The organism is Streptomyces sp. NPDC015127, assembly GCF_043080095.1.
GTDB lineage: Bacteria > Actinomycetota > Actinomycetes > Streptomycetales > Streptomycetaceae > Streptomyces.
In genome coordinates this window covers 178490-200225 of record NZ_JBIBVE010000006.1, presented here as the reverse complement: position 1 = coordinate 200225, position 21736 = coordinate 178490, and the positions used below count along the sequence as shown (strand labels likewise).

Below are 21736 nucleotides of genomic sequence, written 5' to 3'. Positions count from 1 at the left end.
CTGCGGGGGGCTGTCGGTCGGTGCGCGGAAGCGAGCGGGCGGATCACGCCCGCAGCACTTGAAGGACGTGCAGGTCGGGGGCGCGGGGCAGGACGCCTGTCCACCGCGGTCCGCCGCCGTCGGCCGGCGCCGCCGTGTACGGGATCTGGGCCTCCGCCGCCGGAGGGGCGTCGAGCGGGGGCGCCGTGAGCACCGCCGGGCTCAGCACCGGCAGCAGACCGCAGTCGCCGCGGTCGTACGGGCAGCCGAACACGGCCGCCGGCTCGGCCCCGCCCCGGGAGGCGCCCGGCGCCTGCGCGGCTGCGGCCGCCTCGTGCACGGCCCCCTGGTGGGGCGCGGGACCCGACGGGCTCAGGCAGAGGAAGAGCGCGCCGAGCAGCGTCGCCACGGAGCTCAGCAGAGCCGTGGGACGCGCAGTGCGCGAGACGCGGTCGCTCCGCGAACCCCTCATGGCCCGAGATCGTAGTAGGCGTGCGGGCGGGAGAGGCCGGATGGGGAGGGAAACCTGGCATCCGACCCCGGTCCGGGACGACTGGGTGACCCCTCAGGGTCGTCTCGGGATGTGCCCTGACCCACAATGGGCACAGCTGCGCTGCGCAACGCGCCTGAAACGCGTGAATGGCATGCTCGGGGGGCGGCAGGCAGACGGCAGACAGGCGGCGGGACCGGCAAGGATGGGTAGGAACGCAGACATGGACAAGCAGCAGGAATTCGTGCTCCGCACGCTCGAGGAGCGCGACATCCGCTTCGTACGCCTGTGGTTCACCGACGTGCTCGGCTTCCTCAAGTCCGTCGCCGTGGCGCCCGCGGAGCTGGAGCAGGCGTTCGACGAGGGCATTGGATTCGACGGGTCCGCGATCGAGGGCTTCGCGCGCGTCTACGAGTCGGACATGATCGCCAAGCCGGACCCGGGCACCTTCCAGATCCTGCCCTGGCGCGCGGAGGCCCCCGGCACCGCCCGGATGTTCTGCGACATCCTGATGCCCGACGGGTCGCCGTCCTTCGCGGACCCGCGCTTCGTACTGAAGCGCATCCTCGCCAAGACCTCCGACCTGGGCTTCACCTTCTACACCCACCCGGAGATCGAGTTCTTCCTGCTGAAGGACAAGCCGGTCGACGGCACCCGCCCGACGCCCGCGGACAGCTCCGGCTACTTCGACCACACCCCGCAGAACGTGGGCATGGACTTCCGCCGGCAGGCCATCACGATGCTGGAGTCCATGGGCATCTCGGTGGAGTTCAGCCACCACGAGGGCGCGCCGGGCCAGCAGGAGATCGACCTGCGCTACGCGGACGCGCTGTCGACGGCCGACAACATCATGACGTTCCGCCTGGTCATGAAGCAGGTCGCCCTGGAGCAGGGTGTCCAGGCGACGTTCATGCCGAAGCCGTTCTCGGAGTACCCCGGGTCGGGCATGCACACCCACCTGTCCCTCTTCGAGGGCGACCGCAACGCCTTCTACGAGTCCGGTGCCGAGTACCAGCTCTCCAAGGTCGGCCGCTCGTTCATCGCGGGCCTGCTGCGGCACGCCGCCGAGATCTCGGCCGTCACCAACCAGTGGGTCAACTCCTACAAGCGCATCTGGGGCGGCTCGGCCCGTACGGCGGGCTCCGGCGGCGAGGCCCCCTCGTACATCTGCTGGGGCCACAACAACCGTTCGGCCCTGATCCGCGTCCCGATGTACAAGCCGGGCAAGACCGGCTCGGCCCGTATCGAGGTGCGCTCGCTGGACTCGGGCTGCAACCCGTACCTGGCCTACGCGGTCCTGCTCGCCGCGGGACTCAAGGGCATCGAGGAGGGCTACGAGCTCCCGGCCGGCGCGGACGACGACGTGTGGGCGCTCTCGGACGCGGAGCGCCGCGCGATGGGCATCGCCCCGCTCCCGCAGAACCTGGGCGAGGCGATCGACCTGATGGAGCGCAGCGAGCTCGTGGCCGAGACGCTGGGCGAGCACGTCTTCGACTTCTTCCTGCGCAACAAGAAGCAGGAGTGGGAGGAGTACCGCTCCGAGGTCACGGCCTTCGAGCTGCGCAAGTCGCTGCCTGTGCTGTAGACGCAGGTCAGCGGCGGTTTCGCCCTGCACGCCTCTCCGGGCCCACGGTCGCCGACCGTGGGCCCGGAGGCGTCTGAGCGGCCTGGGGCCGTCTGGTGGCCGGTGAGGGTGGCATCCCCGGGCCGTGAGGGTGAATGTGCCCTGCCGCTCGGGTGACGCGGATCGGCGCCGTAGCACCTGAAACCGCTCATTTCTCCACACTGGTCGGTGATCACCGTCCTGAGCACCATCCGGGGAAAGAGAGCCCGCCGTGCGTCGCTCGCTGAATTCCAGTGGCCGTTGGGTCGTCCGGTCCGCCCTCGTCATGGCCTCGGCGCTCGGCCTCCTCGCGGTGAACACGGCGTGCGGCGACGCCACCGGATCCGCAACGCATTCCAGAACCCCGGTCAAGAACGGGATCTCTGCCAAGCACGCGACCCCGGTCAGGAATCACGGAACGGTTCGCGTCTGCGGTGCGCACCTGTGCGACGAATCGGGAAATCCCGTTCAGCTGAGGGGGATGAGCACCCACGGCACGCAGTGGTACGCCCATTGCCTGACCGACGGTGCATTGGACGCCCTGGCCTACGACTGGAAGGTGGATGTCCTCCGTGTCGCGACGTACGCGCGAGAGGGCGGGTACGAAACGAATCCCCGGAAATTCACCGAACTGGCAAGCCGGTTGATCGACCGGGCCAGTGCCCGTGGCATGTACGTCATCGTCGACTGGCACATGATCAACCCGGGGGACCCGCACGAGGACCTCGCCGAGGCGCGCACGTTCTTCGAGCAGATCGCCGAACGGCACAAGCACAGGAACAACGTGCTCTACGAGATCGCCAATGAGCCCCACGGGGTGAGCTGGGAACGCATCAAGAGCTACGCGGATGCCGTCATTCCGGTGATCCGCTCCCGCGATCCCGACAGCGTGATCCTTGTCCCCACACCGGCCTGGTCCTCACTCGGCCTGCACGAATTCTCCGACGAGAAAACCGTCGTCAACGCTCCCCTGAGCACCGAGAACGTCATGTATGCGTTCCACTTCTATGCGCCGGAGGCGCGGGAGGCATCTCTTGCGGCCCTGGACCGGGCTTCCGCCACGCTTCCGATGTTCGTCACGGAGTGGGGCACGGCGTCATGGAAGGGGTACGGCAATGACTTCCCCATGGCGCAGAAATTCGTCGACCTGATGGCGAAGAAGAAGATCAGCTGGACGAACTGGGCCGTCTCCGACAACGAGCGCGACCTTTCGGTCTTCAAACGAGGCGCCTGCAGCGCAGGCACCTTCGCCGGCACCGGCGTCCTCAAGCCCGCGGGTGTCTGGGTCCGCGAGCGGATCAGAAGCTGAGCCCGCCGTTCACTCCATCCCGCAGGAGGTTGTGCAGTGTCCATCCCCCGTTTGCTCCGAACCAGCACCGTTCGCGCCGTGGCGGTCGCGGCGGCACTGCTGGTGCCGTTCGCCGGAACCGGCAGTGCCTCGCCGGTCGCTTCCGGCGGGGACACGGTGAAGGAGCCGTCCCAGGTCAGGACCGTCTCGTCCGGGTGGAACTTTCCCTGGGGCCTGAGCTGGCTGCCCGACGGCTCCGCGCTGATCGACGAGCGCGACTCGTTCAAGGTCTTCAGACTCACCCCGTCCGGGGTCAAGACCCTGGTCGGCACCGTGCCGCACACGGTGAACAGCGTGCCCGAGAGCGGTCTGCGCAGCATCGCCGTGTCGCCCAACTGGAGCCAGGACCACCACGTCTACATCTACCACGCGGCCGAAGAGGGCAACAGGATCGCCCGAATGACCTTCGACGGCTCCAGGCTCAGCAACTACACGACACTCGTGACCGGCATCAAGCGGGGCGGGGTGAACGGCGGCCGTATCAAGTTCGGCCCGGACGGCTATCTCTACGCCACCACCGGCGAGGCATGGACGTCCAGCGACGCGCAGGACAAGAACTCCCTGAACGGAAAGATCCTGCGCATGACCACCGAGGGCAAGCCCGCCCCCGGCAACCCGTTCGGCACCCTCGTCTACTCCTACGGCCACCGCAGCCCGCAGGGCCTCGCCTGGGACGCGGCGGGTCATCTGTGGGCGACCGAGATCGGCAAGGACGGTTACGACGAGCTGAACCTCATCGAGCCGGGGAAGAACTATGGCTGGCCCACCTGCGAGGGCGGCTGCTCCCTCGCAGGCATGACCGACCCCAAGCATCAGTGGCGCCCCGCCGAGGCCGTGCCGAGCGGCCTCACCTACGCCGACGGCTCCCTGTACATCGCGGCTCTGCGTGGTGCGCGGCTGTGGCGCGTCCCGGTCACCGGCACCACCATCGGCACCCCCGTCCCCTACTTCGTCAACGCCTACGGCCGGATGCGCCTCGCCGAGAAGGTGCCCGGGCAGAGCAAGTTGTGGATCACCACGGACAAGGCAGGCAAGGACGCGGACAGGGTGCTCGAGGTCGACCTCACCTGACCTTGGTCAGAGCCTTCCGCGCGGCGGCAGGACCGGGTTCTCCGGCACTGCCCCAGGACGACGGGAAAAGAATCCGGCCCACGATCACGGCGTAGAACAGCCCCGAGAACAGGAGCAGGGCGAAGTCCAGTGGATCCATGGTGAGCGTCCGCCACAGCGCGGCGCTCACCCAGATCACGGCCGTACCACCGCTCCAGACCCACAGGCCGGTCCAGAAGCGCCTGAGGCCGTTTCGCCTCGCGGTCGCCGAGCCCGTGGGCTTCCAGCTCAGGTGCCTGCCGCGCACCATGTCGCAGATGGCGAAGACATGCGCCCAGCCGTACATCACGCGCACCGCCCACGCGTCCAGCCGGTAGGGGCACTTGTGCCACCACGGGAGAACCAGGGTGGCGTAGACGACGCTGGGAAGCACCAGCAGCATGTACTCGGCCTTGATCTTTTCCGGCATGGCCACCAGCAGGACGATCGGGACCAGGGGGGCGGTGAAGACGGCGAGCGCCGTGTGGAGGTAGTAGAAGAAGCCGGAAAGGTAGCAGAGGCGCGTGGCCTGCCTGAGCCGTGTGTCCCAGAACTTCCTGCTGCCGAGCAGGCTCATCGAGCCGGCGCACCAGCGGTACTGCTGGTGGTAGAACGCGCTGACGTTGTCAGGGCAGTTTCCGGTGGCGAGGGGGATCGGCACGTAGCGCAGGTCCCAGCCCAGACGGCGCAGGTCGAAGCCCGTATGCACGTCTTCCGAGTGCTCGATCAGCGTGGTGCCGCCATTGGCGTCGAGTGCGGCGCGGCGGTACACGGCGCAGCTTCCGACGCAAATGGCGCCGTCGCGCTGTTGCCGGGACACCTGGATCGCCCGGTAGAACAGCTCCTGCACGGAGCCCGCCCCGCGCTCGACCCACGTCTGCCGGTCGAGCACGCGGAAGTACTGCGGTGACTGGACGATGCCGGTCTTCGGGTCGCGCTCCATGTACGGCAGCAGCTCGCCCAGCAGATCCGCCCGGGGCGCGAAGTCGGCGTCGAGGACCAGGATGTACTCCTCGTCGGAGATGCCGAGCCCGTAGTGGAGGTTGCCCGCCTTCTTGTACCAGCCGCGGTTGGGGCGGCTGCCGTAGACGAAGCCGAACTCGGCGGCCATGACCGCGAACCGCGGGTCGGCGGAGTCGTCGAGGACATACACGGCGGCCCCACCGGGATAACGGTCGGCGAGCCGGCGCACATGCGTCCAGGTGTTCTCCAGCACGTCGATGGGCTCGCCGCACACCGGCAGGAAGATGCCGACGGTCGGGTATGTCCGCGGATGCCAGTCCGCCACCAGGCGGCGGTGCGCTTCCAGATCGAAGTTGGCCGTGAACGCGTTCACTCGCAGAGAGGCGAGGTAGTACAGGACGGTGAAGACCAGGCACGGCAGCAGGGCGCTCAGCCACGGTGACGACTGGATCAGCCTGAACTGGCCGAAGACGAAACAGGCCATGCTGATGAGTGAGGCCACGGTGAGCACCCCGAGGCGGCGCCTGACATAGGAGTACTTCTCCTGGTCGTCCGGTGGCTGCGGCAGCACGCAAGTGGCCGGCTGCACGGAGCGGGCTGTCTGCCGGGTGTGTGCCTTGCTCATCGCTCCGGCGGCATCAGGGCTCATGGTCCGCTCCGCTCCGCAGGCTGGGTCACCTCCCAAGACATCCGGCGCGCGCGGGATCCGCGTGTCCGATTGGGCTGATTGCTTCACCGGCTGCCCGAAGGAGCGACACCCGGCGGTCGCGCGGTCGCCGGCGCCGGCGATCTGCGTGGGAGCCGGCCCGTGCCGTAAGCGCAGGTCAGGGGCCATGGGAACGGGCTCGATCCTCCTGCGGATGCGAAGTCCGCGGGGTGCCGTGACCCTGGAGGGACGGGGGACCCTGCGTCGAGGAGGAAAACCCCATGTCCATGATGGACAAGCTCAAGAACATGCTCAAAGGCCACCCCGAGCGGACGAACCAGGGCATCGAGAAGGCCGGCGACTACGTGGACGACAGGACCCAGGGCAAGTACGGCCGCCACGTGGACACGGCCCAGGACAAGATGAGGGAGCAGTTCGGCGGCGGTCGCGGAGAGGGCGGCCAGACCGGCACGGACCGCGGCCCGGACGAACCGCCGAGGGCCTGACGACCAACCGGCCGGCCCGGACCGGGGCACCCGCCCCGGCCCGGGCCGCGCCGTGCGTCGGGGCTACGCCGGGGCGTCGCGGCGGAAAAGGGCCGTCCACAGGAAGGGTTCACCGAAGGACGCCGACTCGGCCGGCTCGTCGCGCATGCGCCGCAGCTCGACCTCGGTCAGGTCGGAGAAGATCCACCGCAGGGACTCCGGCGTGTACGCGAGCCCGCCCTGGAGTCCCTTCTCGCGGTAGAAGTCGGCGTCGGGCAGTTCGGAGCCCATACCGCCGGCTGCAAAGCAGGTGAGGGCGAGATGCCCGCCCGGGGCGAGGTGGCGCCGGAGCAGGGCCAGGTAGCTGACACGGCGGTGCGGCGGCAGATGATGGAAGCAGCCGGAGTCGTGGATCAGGTCGTACGGCCCGCCCAGTTCGGTGGTGAAGGCGTCGCCGCGGTGGAAGCGGACGCCGACTCCTGCCTCCCGGGCACGCTCCTCGGCCCAGGCGATCGCCGTGGGCGAGAGGTCGACCGCGTCCACGTCGAAGCCCGAGGCGGCAAGGTGGAGCGCGTTGCGGCCGGGCCCGCAGCCCAGGTCGAGCGCCCGGCCGCGCGGAGCGATCAGGCCGCGGTCGAGGTACGAGACCAGGTTCTCGTCCGGCTTCGACACGAAGAACGGCACGGGCCTGTCGCGGTCGGCGTAGAAGCCGTCCCACCAGTCGGCCCCGTCGGCGGTCCAGCGGTCGGCCTCGGGTGCGAACAGGCCGTCCAAGAGCTCCAGCACGTCGTCGACGCTGCGTATGTAACGGTCCATCAAATCCCCTTTCCCGTCAGGGGAACACTAGTGCCGGGAGAGGTAAAAGCCCAGGTCAAAGGCTATGTGTCAGGGCTCTGGGTGCCCGTGTGCGCCGCGCGCGCGACCGGCCGTGTCACGGGCGTCCGACCCCGCCCGTGCGGCCGCGCAGAACCCCCTTCGAAGCCCGCCACGACGGCGTTCCGGACCGCCGCCGGGCAGGTTTCGCAGGGGATCCCGCGGCCGCGCCGTCAGCGCTCCGACAGCGGTGACGGCGCCTCCTGCACGCACCAGGTGTTGCCGTCCGGGTCCTTGAAGAACAGGAAGGAGTTCCACTCCTCGCCCGGGCCGTCCTCCCAGCCCGTCGCGCCCACGTGCTGGATCGGCGTCACCGGCACCCCGCGCGACATGAACTCCGAGTGCGCCTTTGCGATGTCCGTGACGCACAGCTGGAGGGCGTGCAGGGAGCCCGGCGGCATCTCGGGCTGCTCCGGGTGGTGGGGCATGCCGCTCATCAGCGCGATGGAACAGCGTGAACCGGGCGGCGTCAGCTGGATGATGCGCATTCCGGGAGCGACCTCCGAGTCGAGGTCCACCTTGAATCCCAGGGCCTCCCCGTAGAAGGTCTTGGCGCGGTCCAGATCGGAGACCGGGATCGTGACGACTTCCAGGGTCATGTCCACGACGGATACCTTTCGACGTACGGTCAGCCGGTGAAGCGCCAGCGGGTCTGGCCGAACGACTCGCCCTTGCGGAAACCGAAAGCCGTTCGCGGCGCCACCCGGAATACCAGGGCCTCGCCCCCTTCGCCGACAAACACGCCGTCGCGGACCTGGAATGTCCAGACCTTGCCGTACTTCTCGACCCACAGCCCGGCCAGCGTGCGCAGCGCGGCCTCGTCCGTGACCCGGACCGCCTCGCCCTCCACCACCACGTCGTGGCCCTCCTCCAGCGCGTTGTGGCCGGTGGTGAGGACGACCTCCCGGTTGGCACGCAGGTTCTTCGCCTTCCGCTCGTCGGGGCCGGTGCAGAAGTGCAGGGCGCCGTCGTGCCAGACGGCGACGAGCGGGGTGACGTGCGGCCGGCCCTCCGGCCGCACGGTCGTCAGCCAGAAGACCTCGGCCGCGCTGATCAGCGCGACCGCCTCGGACCAGTCGGCGGGCGACGCCTTCGGGTCGCTGAAGCGGGCATCGAGGTCCGTACGGGGTTCGCTCGCGGGCATCGCTCCGATCCTCTCGCATCGCGCAACGGATGTAACGGATGTACCAGTGCAGACCGGCGCCGCCGCCCGTACTCATCGGTCCCGCTCAGTCCACCGGCTGCCACTTCTGCGGTGCCTCGGGCCGGGACCAGTACAGCCGCCCGTCCTGGCCGAGCGCGCCCACGCCCGCCTCCGCGCCCGCCGGGGCGCCGACGAACAGCGGCCCGCCCGCGTGCCACCGCGGCGTCCCGGCCGCCCGGCCGGCCGTGCCCGTGCCGCCCGGCGCCGGCAGGTACGTGCCCGGTACGCCGGTGCCGGAGCGGACCGCCAGCAGCGCGTGGTCCGGACCGGACGCGCTGACCGGGCCGAAGCCCGCGACGCCGCCGAGCTCGGTCACGGGCGACACCAGCGGGCCCGAGACATGCGCCGTGCGGACCGCGCCGGACGCGGGCTTGCGGAACCAGAGCCGTACACCGTCGCCCTCCGGGGCCGCGCTCAGTGTCAGCGTCGTCGGCGGCAGGCCCGTCGCGGTGGGGCCGCTCAGCGGGGCGCCCGGCTCCGACTGCGTCCAGGACCAGACCGTCAGCGGCGAGCCGACGAAGACATGCTGGCGGCCGCTCGCGTCGGACGCCACGGCCGGGTCACCGTGCAGGTTCTGGCCGCCGCGCTCCCGCCAGGTCGTCCAGGAGCCGTCGAGGCGCTGGGAGAGCGAGCTGAGAGAGTAGTGGCCGGTCCATTCGCCCCGCGCGCCGCGGTGCCAGACCGCGAGCCGCGTGTCGAGCACCGAGAAGGCCCACAGCTCGCCGTCGCGTCCCGGCTGCACCCAGGACGTCGACTCGCCCCGGGTGTAGCGGACGGACTGCGTCCAGCCGTGGCCGCCGGGCCGCGCCGCCACCTTGCGGTCACCGCAGCCGGCCTCGGCACCGCAGTAGTTCGCCTCGTCCGTCCACGCGTACGTGTGCATGGTGTGCAGCTTGGCCGCCGCCGTATCGGGGTCGAGTGTGCGCGGCAGGCCGCTGGTGAAGTAGCCCAGATAGTTCTGGACGCTGAACGCCGGGTGGTCCGGCATCTGCGCGTACCGCACGAGCGCCGCCTGCGCGAACCGGGCGCCGAAGAGGTGGTCCTGGTGGTCGGTGGGCCGGTCCGTCCCGGCGACCAGGCCCGGCGTCGGGTCCTGCATACGGACGTGCGTGGGCGCGAACCGCTTCAGCAGCCCCGCGACCGTGTCGACGACCTGCTCCTTGTCGTACGCGAACTCCCGCTTCACCGGGGAACCGGACGCGAGCTGCGCGGGCAGCTCGGCCACCCTGCCGTCCCACAGGCCGTGCAGGCTGACGGGCCGGTCGCCCGAGACGGAGCCCGCCTCGCGCAACTGCACCCACACCAGGGATATCTCCGGGCGGGCCGCCAGCACGTCCAGCTCGGCCGTGCCGCCGCCCGCCGTCGGGATCGCGGTGCGCCGCCACGGGCTTCTCCGGTCGCCGGTCGCCATCTCCGCGTACGCGGCGCGTATGCCGTTCTGCCGGGCCTCCGCGTACCGCGCCTTGTCGGCGGCGGGCCGGACCGACGGGGCCAGCGGGCCGGTGCGGGCCGCGTTGACGCCGTCGGACTCGCCGGCCGTGAGGTAGACGGAGGTGAGCCGGGAGCCGGAGTCGATCGACTGGCGGGTGTCGGGGTTCATGAAGAACAGGTCGTCGTCGGGGTGCGCGACGATCTGCACCACGGACGCGGATCCCGCGGGCCGCGGGCTCTCCGGGACGGCCGCCGGCCGGGCCGTCCGCACCTCGGGCGCCTTCCGCTTCGCGCCGGAGCTGGTCGCGTCCGCCCCGTGGAGCCAGCCGGCCATGGCGACCGGGGCGATCAGCAGGGCCGCCGTCGGGCCTCGGCGGGAGAGCAGGGTGAAGCGGCGGCGAGGCCCGGACGAGCGCATTGCGGTGGTGCCTTCGGTGTTCAGGAATTCCAGCGGACAAGGTTCTGGCCGGCGCGCGCGATCAGTCCATGCCCGTCGCGTACGGGCACGAAGATCGGCACCGGCCCGCCGTGAAGACGGAGATACCGAGCATGCGGTTCATCGCGGGCGTTGTGTGAGGAACATGGCGAATCTCACGCGCCTCGTACGTCACGTCCGCCCCTGCCGCACGCGCCGGGCCCCGGCATCACCGCGGTGGGGGCACCTCCCCGTGCCCGAAGGGCTACGGGGGACATCGGCGACCGACGACAACGCAGCATGGGGGTACCTCCCGCGCCGGAGGCTGCGGGGTGGCGGGTACCTCCCGCGCCGAGGCTGTGGGGTGGCGGGTACCTCCCGCGCAGGAGGCTGCGGGGGAGTGCCAGGGCACGCGAGCCCGGCAAGATCGGCCGGACAGGGCCTAAGCTCGATGCCGCACGCTGATCAGGGCGAGGACGGGAGACCGGGATGACGGCGCCGGGGCGCAGAAGCAGCACCTTCACGCGACTCCTGCGGCACGGATTCACCGACCCCTCCGCCGCCGAGCGGCTGCTCGACCTCCCCGACATGGCCCCCGTCCGCGCCGACCCCGTGCTGCTCGACGCGCTCGGCGCCACCGCCGACCCGGACCTCGCCCTGCGCAGCCTGGTGCGCGTGGTGGAGGCCCATGACGACGGCGAACGCCGCCGCTTCCTCGACACCCTCGTCACCGCCAAACCCCTCCGCGACCGGCTGCTCGGCGTCCTCGGCGCCTCCGAGGCGCTCGGCGACCACCTGGCCCGCCACCCCCACGACTGGCAGGCGCTGTTCACGTACGAGTCCGCCGATCTGCACCCGGGCGTGGCCGAGTTCGAGGCCGGCCTCGCCGATGCGGACGACCCTGTGTCGCTGCGCGTCGCCTACCGCCGCTGCCTGCTCGCCATAGCGGCCCGCGACGTGTGCGGCACCACCGACGTCGCCGAGACCGCCGCCGAACTCGCCGACCTCGCCACCGCCACCCTGCGCGCCGCCCTCGCCATCGCCCGCGCCGCGGCGCCCGACGACGCCGCGGCCTGCCGCCTCGCCGTCATCGCCATGGGCAAGTGCGGCGGCCACGAGCTGAACTACGTGTCCGATGTCGACGTGATCTTCGTCGGCGAACCGGCGAACGGCACCGACGAGGGCAAGGCCCTCCAGGCCGCCACCCGCCTCGCCTCGCACCTGATGCGCATCTGCTCCGAGACCACCGTCGAGGGCACCATCTGGCCCGTCGACGCCAACCTGCGCCCCGAGGGACGCAACGGCCCGCTGGTGCGCACCCTGGCGAGCCACCTCGCCTACTACCAGCGCTGGGCCAAGACCTGGGAGTTCCAGGCGCTCCTCAAGGCCCGGCCGGTCGCCGGGGACCTGTCGCTGGGCGAGGAGTACATCGACGCCGTCTCCCCGCTCGTCTGGCAGGCCGCCGAACGCGAGAACTTCGTCGCCGACGTGCAGAAGATGCGCCGCCGGGTCGTCGACAACATCCCCGTCGCCGAGATCGACCGCGAACTCAAGCTCGGCCCCGGCGGGCTGCGCGACGTCGAGTTCGCCGTCCAGCTCCTCCAGCTCGTCCACGGCCGCAGCGACGCCTCCCTGCACAGCGGCAAGACCCTGGAGGCACTCCAGGCACTCGCCGCCGGCGGGTACGTCGGCCGGGCGGACGCCGCCCAGCTCGACGACGCGTACCGCTTCCTGCGCGCCATGGAGCACCGCATCCAGCTGTACCGGCTGCGCCGCACCCACCTCGTGCCCGAGCAGGAGGCCGACCTGCGCCGCCTCGGGCGCTCCCTGGGGCTGCGCACCGACCCGGTCGCCGACCTCAACCGGGAGTGGAAGCGGCACGCATCGGTGGTGCGCCGGCTCCACGAGAAGCTGTTCTACCGGCCGCTGCTCGACGCCGTCGCCCAGCTGGCGCCCGGCGAGATCCGGCTCAGCCCCAAGGCCGCCGGACAGCGCCTCGAGGCGCTCGGCTACGCCGACCCCGTCGCGGCCCTGCGCCACCTGGAGGCGCTGTCGTCGGGGGTGTCCCGCAAGGCCGCCATCCAGCGCACGCTCCTGCCGGTCCTGCTCGGCTGGTTCGCCGACTCCGCGGACCCCGACGCGGGCCTGCTCGGCTTCCGCAAGGTCTCCGACGCGCTCGGCAAGACGCCCTGGTACCTGCGGCTGCTGCGCGACGAGGGCGCGGCCGCCGAGAACCTGGCCCGGGTCCTGTCCGCCGGCCGCCTCGCGCCCGACCTGCTGCTGCGCGCCCCCGAGGCCGTCGCCATCCTCGGCGACCCCGAGGGGCTCGGGCCGCGCGGCCGCGACCACCTCGAACAGGAGGTGCTCGCCGCCGTCGGCCGCGCGGACAGCGCCGAGGCCGCCGTGGTGGCGGCCCGCGGGGTGCGCCGGCGCGAGCTGTTCCGTACGGTCGCCGCCGACCTCATCGCCTCGTACGGCACGGAGGACACTCCTGCCGAGGCCGACCACGGAGCCCTCGTCGACCGGGTCGGCACGGCGGTCACCGACCTCACCGCGGCGACGATCGCGGGCGCGCTCAGGGCGGCCGTGCGCGAGCAGTGGGGGGACGAGCTGCCCACCCGGTTCGCGGTCATCGGCATGGGCCGCTTCGGCGGCGGCGAGCTGGGCTACGGCTCCGACGCCGACGTCCTGTTCGTGCACGAGCCGCGCGACGGCGTGGACGAGCACGAGGCCGCGCGCGCCGCGAACGTGGTCGTCGCGGAGATGCGGCGGCTGCTGCAACTGCCGACCGCCGACCCGCCCCTGCTGATCGACGCCGATCTGCGGCCCGAGGGCAAGAGCGGCCCCATGGTGCGCACGCTCGCCTCCTACGAGGCTTACTACCGCCGCTGGGCGCTGGTGTGGGAGAGCCAGGCCCTGCTGCGCGCCCGCCCCATGGCCGGCGACGCCGAACTGGGCGCCCGGTTCGTCGAACTCGCCGACCCCCTGCGCTACCCGGAGAACGGCCTCGGCGAGGACGCCGTACGGGAGATCCGCCGGCTCAAGGCCCGCATGGAGTCCGAACGCCTGCCGCGCGGCGCCGACCCCACGCTCCACGCCAAGCTGGGCCGCGGCGGTCTGAGCGACGTCGAGTGGACGGTCCAGCTGCTCCAGATGCGGCACGGCCGGGCGGTGCCGGGCCTGCGCACCACCCGCACCCGCGAGGCCCTGGCGGCGGCGCGGGAGGCCGGCCTGATCTCCGCCGAGGACGCCGCGACGCTGGACGAGGCGTGGGTGCTGGCCGCACGGGTGCGCAACGGCGTGATGGTCGTGCGGGGCCGGGCGGGCGACACGTTCCCGTCGGACGGCCGCGAGCTGGCGGCGGTGGGCCGCTACCTCGGCTACGGGCCGGGCCACGTGGGCGACATGCTCGACGGCTACCGCAGGGTGACGCGGCGGGCGCGGGCCGTGGTGGAGGAGCTGTTCTACGGGTCCTAGCGCGCAGGCGCGGAGTCGTGGAAGCGCTCGCAGACACCCCCTAGGCGCGGGTCGGCAGCAGGCGGCGGAAACGCTGGGGCCGGTTCGGGTCCTCCAGCACCAGCCGCGGCATCTGGTGCGGCAGCGCCCGGAACCACACGTACGAGACCCCGAGGCCGAACGTCAGGCAGAGCATGCCGCCCACCGCGTCCAGCCAGAAGTGGTTCGCCGTCGCCACGATGACGACGAGCGTCAGGGTCGGGTAGAGCACGCCGAGGATCCTCGCCCACGGGGCCGTCGCCAGCGCGCAGATGATCAGGCCGCACCACAGCGACCAGCCGATGTGCATCGAGGGCATGGCCGCGTACTGGTTCGACATGTTCTTGAAGTTGCCGGAAGCCATCGAGCCCCAGGTCTCGTGGACGAGAACGGTGTCGATGAAGTGCCGGCCGTTCATCAACCGGGGCGGCGCGAGCGGATACAGGTAGTAACCGACCAGGGCCACACCGGTGGTGGAGAAGAGGATGAGCCGGGCGGCGGCGTAACGGCCGGGATGTCCCCGGTACAGCCACACCAGCACACCGATGGTGACGACGAAGTGCAGGGTCGCGTAGTAGTAATTCATGGAGACGATCAGCCATGTCACCGAGTTCATGGCGTGGTTGACCGACTGCTCCACTGCTATGCCGAGGGTCTTCTCGGCTTCCCAGATCCAGTCCGCGTTGCGCAGGGCCTCGGTCCGCTGTTCCGGTACCGCGTTGCGGATGAGCGAGTACGTCCAGTAACTCACCGCGATCAGCAGGATTTCGAACCAGATGCGGGGGCGGCGGGGCGACCGGGGAGTGCGCCGGACTGGTCCGGAATGAACAGATTCGGCCGCGACCTCGTCCTCCATCATGGGTGACGGGGTCGCCGTCCGGCTGTCCAGAGTCTTCACGGTCGCTTCACCCATGGGACGAGAGTCTGCCAGATACACGGCCCACACTGATCATCCCTCGGACGGGTTCTGGCCGCACGCGGTACACCTTACGGACGAGCGGCCCCTCGGGGGCGCTTTCGGGGTGTCCCGGAGTGCGCGGTCGAGGCGGCCCGCAGGCGCTTTTCGAGCAGCAGCACCCCGTACCGGCTGCCGTCCGCCGCCGTCTTCGCCGGCTCCTCGCCGACCACGGTGTATCCCGCGCCCTCGTAGTACGTCCGCAGTCGCGGGTTGCTGCTCAGGCAGTCCAGCCGGGCGGTGGCGCGCCCCGCGTGCGCGATGCGCGCCTCCGCGTGGGCGAGCAGCGCCCGGCCCGTGCCGCGCGGAGCCGACCGGTCGGTCATCAGGCGGTGCACGTAACCGGCCGTCGGGGGCTGCGGGCCCCACGCCTCCTCGTCGTCCCACCACAGTTCGTACGCCCCGACCGGGACGTCCGCGGCCCGCAGCAGCCACACCTCGCCATCGGCGATCCTGCGGCGGAAGTGCGCGGAGTCCTTGCCGCCCGGCTTCCACTGGTCGATGCCGTGGCGCAGCATCCACTGCGCGGCTCCGTCGTAGAGCCCGACCAGGGCGTCGATGTCCGACGGGGTCGGGGTCGCGGGGGAGAAGACTGATTCGATGATCACGACGCCATCTTGACCGGCGCCCAGGCGGTCGGCCGCACCGGGGCCACCGGGGGTGGTGGGCCGCGCCGCTGGGCAGCCGGGCTCGGCCGCCGGCCGTGCCCTGGGGAGACCCACTACCCGGGGCGGCCGTCGGCGGCCCCGGCGCCGGGCTGCCCAGGGCAGCCAACGGCGGTTCCTGCCTTCAGGGAAAGCACTTGCCCCGGGCCGGCATCGGGGGCCCGCGCCCGGCGCCGCCCCGGGCAGCCAGCGGCGGTTCCTGCTCCCGCGAAACCCACTACCCGGGGCCGGGGCCCGCGCCCAGGGCCGGCCGTCAGCGGTCCCCGCCCGCGGTCAGTCGCGGCCCGGCGCAGGGGTGCGTGGGACCGGTACCTGCGTGAGCGCCGGCGCGAGGGCCAGCAGGCGGGTGACGAGGTCGCCGAACGGGCCCTCGGCCGGCTCGTCCGCGAGCATGGCCACCAGCACCCCGGCCATCTCCTCGTCGTACGCCGCGCTCACCGCCGCCAGCGCAGCGAAGTCGTGTACGAGCTGGAGCTCCAGCTCGGCGCGCGGGATGCTGCGGCCGTCCAGCCACAGCAGCGCCGTCGACTCGGCGAGCGAGACCCAGGAGCGTACGACCAGTTCCAGTCGCGCAGACGGCGTCTCGATCCCCAGGTGCGCGAGGATCTGCTCGAACGCGGCCTGCCGCACCTCGTCGATCATCGCGTTGGTCGTGGACGAACCGACGGCCGGGCCGCCGCGCATCAACGCCGAGAAACCGGGGCCGTGTTCGTCGACGAAGTCGAAGAAGCGGCCCATCACTCGCAGCAGCCGCGCCCCCAGCGGGCCGTCGTGCGGTTCCTCGAACCGTCCGGCCAGTTCGTCGGCCGCCCGGCGCAACGCCGCCTCGTACAGGCTCTGTTTGCCGGGGAAGTAGTGGTAGACGAGCGGTCGCGAGATACCCGCGGCCGCCGCGATCTCGTCGATGGAGACGTCGTCGGGGGAGCGGTGGCTGAACAGCTCCAGCGCCACACCGATCAGCTGCTGCCTGCGCTCCTCGACGCCCATCCTGCGCCGAACCCCGGTCGTCATGCAGCCACCCTACAGACCGGCCCCGGGCGCGCCCCCTTTCAGGTCCGGTACCGGCCGCCCCCTCACAGGTCCAGGATCAGCCGTCCTCCGTGGCAGCGGGAGACGCACAGGAGCATCGACCTCTCCCGTTCCGCCTCGGTCAGCAACTCGTCGCGGTGGTCGACCTCGCCTTCCAGGACGCGCTGGCGGCAGGTGCCGCAGAAGCCCTGCTCGCAGGAGTACGGGACGTCGGGAAGCTCCTCGCGCACCGCGGCGAGCACCGACCGTCCTGCGGCGACGCGCACCGTGCGGCCCGTGCGGCGCAGTTCGACGTCGAAGGGGCCGCCCGCGGACGCGGCGGCCGGGCCCGGCGCGAACCGTTCCAGATGCAGCGTGCACGACGCCGGCAGCAGCCGCTCGACCGTCCTCATCAGCGGGTCGGGGCCGCAGCAGTACACCGCGCTGCCGTCCGGCGTGCCGTCCAGGAAGGCGGCCACGTCCGGCAGCCCCGAGGTGTCCTCGGCGACCACGGTCAGCCGCCCCTCGGCGCCGCCGAGTTCGGCCAGCTCGTCCAGGAACGGCATGGTCGCGCGCGAGCGCCCGCCGTACAGCAGCCGCCAGTCGGCGCCCGACGCGGCCAGTGAGCGCAGCATGGGCAGGACCGGCGTGATCCCGATGCCGCCCACGACGAAGACGTACGAACTCGCGGCGGTCAGCGGAAAGCGGTTGCGCGGGCCGCGGATCTCCACCTCCTGGCCAACGCGGAGCTGTTCGTGGACCTCACGGGAGCCGCCCCGGCCGTTCTCGACCAGCCGGGCGGCGATCGTGTACGTCCCGGGCGCGGCAGGGTCGCCGCACAGCGAGTACTGGCGCACCAGGCCCGAGGGCAGGACGAGGTCGATGTGCGCGCCGGGCTGCCAGGCGGGCAGCCCCGCCGCCTCCAGACGCAGCCGGACGACGCCGTCGGCCGGGTGCGTGCGCTCGGTGATCAGGGCCCGGAAGGAGGCGGGCCGGGGGCGCGGCCGTCCCGAGACGGGCGTCCGAAGCGCGGGAAGCGGCCAGAGCGGGGAGCGCGCGATGCGGCGGCGCATCGCCCGCCTGGCGAGCAGCGCCGCGCCGGCGACGAGGACGGCGGCAGGCAGCCGGGCCATGTCAGCGGCCCCCGTTCGCGCCCGGCGAGGACGCGAGGTAGGCCACGGCCTGTTCCGTGCTGCCCTCCTGGGAGGGATGGTAGGCGCGGCTGAGGTAGCGGGGGACGGTGCGCAGCATGGCGCCCGTCCGGGGCAGCACCCCGGCCCTGCCCGCGCGGTAGAACTGACCGATGCTCGCCTTCCCGTCGAGCAGCGTCGGGTCGTTCTCCATGAAGAAGCGGGCCCCGCGCTGCCACAGGAACACCAGTGCTCCGAAGGCGACGGCCCAGGTGCGGGCCCGGCGCCGGTAGCTGCCGTCCACGTGCAGGAAGAGGTCGAAGGCGACCGAGCGGTGCTCGACCTCCTCTGCGCCGTGCCAGCGCAGCAGGTCGAGCATCACCGGGTCCGCGCCGCGCCGGTCGAGCTCGTCGGCGTTCAGCACCCAGTCGCCGAGGAAGGCGGTGTAGTGCTCGATGGCCGCGATCAGCGCGACCCGTTCCATCAGCCACCACCGGCGCGCCGTGCCGGGCGGCAGCGTCCTGTCGCCGAGCAGCTTCTCGAAGAGCCAGTCCACCTGCGCGGTGTACGGCTCCGGATCGAGGCCGAGCGACCGCAGGTGGGGCAGCACCTCGTCGTGGGCCTGGGAGTGCACGGCCTCCTGGCCGATGAAGCCGATGACGTCCTCGCGCAGCCGCTCGTCGCGGATGTACGGCAGGACCTGCTTGTAGACGTGCACGAACCACCGCTCGCCCGCCGGGAGCAGGAGGTGCAGCACATTGATGGTGTGCGTGGCGAACGGGTCGCCGGGGATCCAGTGCAACGGTGTGTCCGACCACTCGAAGGCGACCTTGCGTGCCGTGAGCGGTACGCGCTCGGACGTCACCGGACGAGGCTGCGTGTTAGACATACTGTCAATGTACTGACGGGTATGCGCGGGGGACAGAGGTGCGACACGTTCATTTCCCGTCGCGCGGACGCCAGTTCAGTGCAGGGCCGGACCCGGGTTCAGTGCAGGGCCCGGACCCGCGTGCCGTCCGCGAGCGTGCCGTTCAGCTCTGCCCGCGCGCCTGCCCGCGCCCGTACCGCCAGCACAGGGCCCGCACTCTCGCCCGCCACGCCGCCCGAGACGGTGAGCGAGGCGAACTGCCCGCTGCCCGCGGCCAGTACGTACCACTGGCCCGCCTGCGACTTCCACAGCACACCCGCCAGCACCCGCGGCTCGCGCACCCCGCACGACGGCGCGTCCTCCGCCCGCGCCACCACGGTGCCCGGTGCCGCGGGGCGGTCGGCGGGGGCGTGGAACTGGGCCATCACCCGCCCGCCCGTGCCCCGCCAGGTCTCGGCCCGCGTGCACAGCCAGGCGGCCGTGCCGTTGGCCTCCGGCAGCTTCTGCCGGGCGTACTCCCACGCGTTGACGCCGCGCACGCCGTGCGAGCGCACCCCGGACAGCGAACAGGCCGTACGCGCCCAGGAGGCGCGGGCCGCCGGGCCGGTGGCGTCCTTCGCAGCGGCGGGCGGGCCGAAGGTGAGCCGCGCAGGCGTCAGTTCACCCAGATCGGTCAGCACCCGGGCCCCGCCGCCCTCCTCACCGGCCTCCAGCGCCTGCCAGGCACGGCAGGTGCGCGCCTGGGCCGGGCTGGGCAGCGGGGCGGTGAGCCCGTCGGCGTCCCGCCGCAGCGGGCGCGGCCCGGCCGCCGGCGAGAGCAGGTCCCGCACGGACACCTCCCGCACCCACGGCGCCGTCAGATAGCGGACGGTGCCACCCGCGCGGCCCGCGACGAGCGCCGCCGCGGAGGCGGCGTCCGCGCCGTCCGTCCGTGCGAAGTCCAGCGCCGCGCCCGGGGAGCCGTCGCGCGGCTCGGCGTACCGCGCCACCCGCAGCCCGTCGTGCAGCAGCACCACCCTCGCCCCGTCCACCTCGCCCGCGAACAGGAGCTGCGGCGGGCCCGCCGGAGGGCCGGACGGCGTGGCCGGCGTCGCCGAGACCCGGACCGTCGCACCCGGCCGCGCCCACACCGCCAGCGCCCGCCGCAGCAGGCCGCTGTCGTCCACGAGCGGGCCGCGCGCGGGCCACACCGAGAAGTCCCGCCGCGCGGACTGCCGCCAGGCGCCGGGCGCGACCCGCGTCAGCCTGCCGGGGTCGAGAGCGGCCTCGGCCGCCGGATGGCGGGCGTAGAGCGGCGCCGCCGCGCCGTCCGCCCCCCACCCGCCGCCCGGCTGCCCCAGCAGCGCCCCGCACACCGCGAGCGCGGCACCGGCCACGAGGCCCGCCCTGGCGTGCCGGCGGCGCCGCATCAGGTCCGTGGGCCGTACCTGGAGGCAGCACGGGTCGAACTCCGGCGAATCCAGCAGCGCCGCCGCCTTCCTCCCGCCCGGCACCGCGTCCGCCTCCGCGAGCGCCGCGCCCGGGTCCGCCGCGCCCGCGGCGGCGAGGACGTCGCGCACCCGGGCGTCCGGGAGCCGTTCGAGGCCGCGCAGCACATAGGCCGCGCGGGCGGGGCCGCTGAGTGCGGACAGCCGCTGGTCCAGGGCGAGTTCGTCCGCGCCGCCGGAGCGGGGGAAGACCCGCAGGCCCCAGATGTGCGGCAGCAGCGGCGGCAGCTGGGCGCGCCGCGGCCACGCCGCCCGCCGCAGTGGAAGCCCGGCCTCCAGCGCCTGGCGCAGCACCCGTTCCCGTACGAACGCGTAGCCGGGATCGGGGCTGCCCTCCGGGCGGCGGGCGCGCGGCACGACGGCGTCGCCACCGTCGGAAACGGTCCCGCGGCCGCGCGGCAGCGAGCGCTGCGCGAGCGCGTGCGCCGTCAGCACGCGGCGGTTGCGGCCGAGCGTCGGCGGCAGCACGAGATAGGCGATCCGCACCAGCCGCGGGTAGTGCTCGACGAGCGCGGCCTCCGCCTCCTCGACCTCGACCCGGCCGCCGGCGGGGACGGGCGGCGCGGGGAGGGCGGAGGTGTCTGCTGCGGTGACGGCATCCTGTGGTCGCACGTTCAGCAGAACGAGCGAATCGTCCTATGGTCACCAAGGGGCGCGCGGTGTCCGGGCGCCGCCACGCCGGTCGCGTCGCGACGGGCGCCCGTCGCCCGCCCCTGAGTGCCCCGTGGCCGGACACCCGCATGGGGCGGAGCGCCACCGCCCGGTCACGTCGTCGTGGTGAGGTGCTCGCGCAGGAGCTCCAGCGTCGCCGGTGTCACGCCGAGGCCGTCCGTCACGTACGCCTCCATCGAGCCGTACCGCGTCTCGACCTCGTCCAGAGCCGCCGCCAGGTACTCCGGCGCCACCCCGATCATCGCCAGGGCCGTCTCCGGGCGTCCGCCCTGGAGCGTGAAGCCCTCCACCAGCGGCGCGAACGCCTCCCGCACCGCCGCGTTGACCGACAGGTACTCCGCCCGCACCGACTCCGGCGACGCCCCCAGCACCGTGAGCACGATCGTCGCCGCCCAGCCCGTACGGTCCTTGCCCGCCGTGCAGTGGAACAGCAGCGGCGTCGCGCCCGGCTCCGCCAGCTCGTTCAGGAACGCCCGGTACGACGTCCGCGCCGACTCCGTCGTCACGAACGCCCGGTAGATCGACTGGAACATCTCCCGCCCCCGACCGCCGCCGAGCTCCTGCTCGGCGACGGCCGGGTCCGCAAGCAGCTGGCGCAGCCGGGCCGCCGCCGGCATCCGGCCCGCGGCGACCTGGTCCGCGAGCACGTCCGCGAGCAGGAGCCGCCCGCCCGGCGGCACCCGGTCCGGGCGGGCGTCGCGCTCGTCCCGCGTACGGAAGTCGACCACCGTACGGACACCGAGCGCGGCGACCGCAGGATCCGCCGCCAGGTCGAGCCGGTGCAACTGCCCGGAACGCAGCAGCACACCGCTGCGCACCGTGCCGCCGCCGGCCAGCGGGATGCCGCCCAGATCACGCAGGTTGGCGACGGTGGTGGACGGGATCGCGTTCATGGAGGGAATGTAGGCCCTGTCCGGCCGATCTTGCCGG

The 21736-nt window shown here is 72.5% G+C and carries 18 protein-coding genes; 5 read left to right on the top strand and 13 right to left on the bottom strand.

Annotated features, from left to right (window positions below; translation table 11 throughout):
- Nucleotides 1-43 precede the first annotated feature (43 nt).
- Nucleotides 44-451, bottom strand: coding sequence for a hypothetical protein (locus ACF08N_RS14155; RefSeq protein WP_392324862.1), 408 nt, complete (start codon nt 449-451; stop codon nt 44-46).
- 241 nt (nt 452-692) lie between these two features.
- Between ACF08N_RS14155 and ACF08N_RS14150 the strand changes: the two genes are divergently transcribed.
- From ACF08N_RS14150 to ACF08N_RS14140, 3 genes are all read left to right on the top strand, one after another.
- Nucleotides 693-2054, top strand: coding sequence for a glutamine synthetase family protein (locus tag ACF08N_RS14150; protein WP_392324861.1), 1362 nt, complete (start codon nt 693-695; stop codon nt 2052-2054).
- 250 nt (nt 2055-2304) lie between these two features.
- Nucleotides 2305-3381 carry a glycoside hydrolase family 5 protein gene (locus ACF08N_RS14145; RefSeq protein ID WP_392324860.1) on the top strand — a complete coding sequence of 359 codons (1077 nt, stop codon included), beginning with the start codon at nt 2305-2307 and terminating at the stop codon, nt 3379-3381.
- A 36-nt stretch (nt 3382-3417) separates the two neighbouring features.
- Nucleotides 3418-4491: a PQQ-dependent sugar dehydrogenase gene (locus tag ACF08N_RS14140; protein WP_392324859.1), complete on the top strand. Its 1074-nt coding sequence runs from the start codon at nt 3418-3420 to the stop codon at nt 4489-4491.
- Here the strand turns inward: ACF08N_RS14140 and ACF08N_RS14135 are convergent.
- Complete coding sequence (locus tag ACF08N_RS14135; RefSeq protein WP_392324858.1) at nt 4484-6121, bottom strand: glycosyltransferase family 2 protein; 1638 nt, start codon at nt 6119-6121, stop codon at nt 4484-4486. The genes ACF08N_RS14140 and ACF08N_RS14135 overlap by 8 nt on opposite strands.
- 278 nt (nt 6122-6399) lie before the next feature.
- Here ACF08N_RS14135 and ACF08N_RS14130 point away from each other — a divergent pair, with 278 nt between their 5' ends.
- Nucleotides 6400-6624 carry an antitoxin gene (locus ACF08N_RS14130; protein WP_392324857.1) on the top strand — a complete coding sequence of 75 codons (225 nt, stop codon included), beginning with the start codon at nt 6400-6402 and terminating at the stop codon, nt 6622-6624.
- A 63-nt stretch (nt 6625-6687) separates the two neighbouring features.
- Here the strand turns inward: ACF08N_RS14130 and ACF08N_RS14125 are convergent, their stop codons facing one another.
- From ACF08N_RS14125 to ACF08N_RS14110, 4 genes are all read right to left on the bottom strand, one after another.
- On the bottom strand, nt 6688-7419 hold the full coding sequence (locus ACF08N_RS14125) for a class I SAM-dependent methyltransferase (RefSeq protein WP_392324856.1): 732 nt from the start codon (nt 7417-7419) through the stop codon (nt 6688-6690).
- Nucleotides 7420-7649: 230 nt separating this feature from the next.
- A complete protein-coding gene (locus ACF08N_RS14120; RefSeq protein WP_392324855.1) occupies nt 7650-8081 on the bottom strand; it encodes a VOC family protein in 432 nt (143 codons plus the stop codon).
- Nucleotides 8082-8104: 23 nt separating this feature from the next.
- Nucleotides 8105-8620: a pyridoxamine 5'-phosphate oxidase family protein gene (locus ACF08N_RS14115; protein WP_392324854.1), complete on the bottom strand. Its 516-nt coding sequence runs from the start codon at nt 8618-8620 to the stop codon at nt 8105-8107.
- Nucleotides 8621-8705: 85 nt separating this feature from the next.
- The gene (locus tag ACF08N_RS14110) at nt 8706-10529 is read right to left on the bottom strand and encodes a PIG-L family deacetylase (RefSeq protein ID WP_392324853.1); all 1824 of its coding nucleotides are present in this window, start codon (nt 10527-10529) and stop codon (nt 8706-8708) included.
- A gap of 486 nt (nt 10530-11015) precedes the next feature.
- Here ACF08N_RS14110 and ACF08N_RS14105 point away from each other — a divergent pair, with 486 nt between their 5' ends.
- Nucleotides 11016-14003 carry a bifunctional [glutamine synthetase] adenylyltransferase/[glutamine synthetase]-adenylyl-L-tyrosine phosphorylase gene (locus tag ACF08N_RS14105; RefSeq protein WP_392324852.1) on the top strand — a complete coding sequence of 996 codons (2988 nt, stop codon included), beginning with the start codon at nt 11016-11018 and terminating at the stop codon, nt 14001-14003.
- Nucleotides 14004-14043: 40 nt separating this feature from the next.
- On the opposite strand, the gene ACF08N_RS14100 is transcribed toward ACF08N_RS14105, so the two are convergent.
- The 7 genes from ACF08N_RS14100 to ACF08N_RS14070 form a co-directional block, all read right to left on the bottom strand.
- Nucleotides 14044-14934: a phosphatase PAP2 family protein gene (locus ACF08N_RS14100; RefSeq protein WP_392324851.1), complete on the bottom strand. Its 891-nt coding sequence runs from the start codon at nt 14932-14934 to the stop codon at nt 14044-14046.
- A gap of 74 nt (nt 14935-15008) precedes the next feature.
- Entirely contained in the window at nt 15009-15584 is a 576-nt protein-coding gene (locus tag ACF08N_RS14095; RefSeq protein ID WP_392324850.1) for a GNAT family N-acetyltransferase, read from the bottom strand.
- Nucleotides 15585-15914: 330 nt separating this feature from the next.
- A complete protein-coding gene (locus ACF08N_RS14090; RefSeq protein ID WP_392324849.1) occupies nt 15915-16652 on the bottom strand; it encodes a TetR/AcrR family transcriptional regulator in 738 nt (245 codons plus the stop codon).
- Between the two features lie 62 nt (nt 16653-16714).
- Complete coding sequence (locus tag ACF08N_RS14085) at nt 16715-17782, bottom strand: PDR/VanB family oxidoreductase (protein ID WP_392324848.1); 1068 nt, start codon at nt 17780-17782, stop codon at nt 16715-16717.
- A 1-nt stretch (nt 17783) separates the two neighbouring features.
- Nucleotides 17784-18668, bottom strand: a complete 885-nt coding sequence (locus tag ACF08N_RS14080) for a metal-dependent hydrolase (protein ID WP_392324847.1) — start codon at nt 18666-18668, stop codon at nt 17784-17786.
- A 98-nt stretch (nt 18669-18766) separates the two neighbouring features.
- Complete coding sequence (locus tag ACF08N_RS14075) at nt 18767-20755, bottom strand: hypothetical protein (protein ID WP_392325055.1); 1989 nt, start codon at nt 20753-20755, stop codon at nt 18767-18769.
- A 143-nt stretch (nt 20756-20898) separates the two neighbouring features.
- On the bottom strand, nt 20899-21699 hold the full coding sequence (locus ACF08N_RS14070) for a tyrosine-protein phosphatase (RefSeq protein ID WP_392324846.1): 801 nt from the start codon (nt 21697-21699) through the stop codon (nt 20899-20901).
- Nucleotides 21700-21736: the final 37 nt, after the last annotated feature.

Bases quoted from the DNA above. Each gene is read 5' to 3' on its own strand.
- ACF08N_RS14130 (WP_392324857.1), top strand. From the start codon at position 6,400: ATGTCCATGATGGACAAGCTCAAGAACATGCTCAAAGGCCACCCCGAG.
- ACF08N_RS14070 (WP_392324846.1), bottom strand. From the start codon at position 21,699: ATGAACGCGATCCCGTCCACCACCGTCGCCAACCTGCGTGATCTGGGC.
- ACF08N_RS14115 (WP_392324854.1), bottom strand. From the start codon at position 8,620: ATGCCCGCGAGCGAACCCCGTACGGACCTCGATGCCCGCTTCAGCGAC.
- ACF08N_RS14125 (WP_392324856.1), bottom strand. From the start codon at position 7,419: ATGGACCGTTACATACGCAGCGTCGACGACGTGCTGGAGCTCTTGGAC.
- ACF08N_RS14105 (WP_392324852.1), top strand. From the start codon at position 11,016: ATGACGGCGCCGGGGCGCAGAAGCAGCACCTTCACGCGACTCCTGCGG.
- ACF08N_RS14090 (WP_392324849.1), bottom strand. From the start codon at position 16,652: ATGACGACCGGGGTTCGGCGCAGGATGGGCGTCGAGGAGCGCAGGCAG.
- ACF08N_RS14150 (WP_392324861.1), top strand. From the start codon at position 693: ATGGACAAGCAGCAGGAATTCGTGCTCCGCACGCTCGAGGAGCGCGAC.
- ACF08N_RS14155 (WP_392324862.1), bottom strand. From the start codon at position 451: ATGAGGGGTTCGCGGAGCGACCGCGTCTCGCGCACTGCGCGTCCCACG.
- ACF08N_RS14085 (WP_392324848.1), bottom strand. From the start codon at position 17,782: ATGGCCCGGCTGCCTGCCGCCGTCCTCGTCGCCGGCGCGGCGCTGCTC.
- ACF08N_RS14100 (WP_392324851.1), bottom strand. From the start codon at position 14,934: ATGGGTGAAGCGACCGTGAAGACTCTGGACAGCCGGACGGCGACCCCG.
- ACF08N_RS14080 (WP_392324847.1), bottom strand. From the start codon at position 18,668: ATGTCTAACACGCAGCCTCGTCCGGTGACGTCCGAGCGCGTACCGCTC.
- ACF08N_RS14135 (WP_392324858.1), bottom strand. From the start codon at position 6,121: ATGAGCCCTGATGCCGCCGGAGCGATGAGCAAGGCACACACCCGGCAG.
- ACF08N_RS14110 (WP_392324853.1), bottom strand. From the start codon at position 10,529: ATGCGCTCGTCCGGGCCTCGCCGCCGCTTCACCCTGCTCTCCCGCCGA.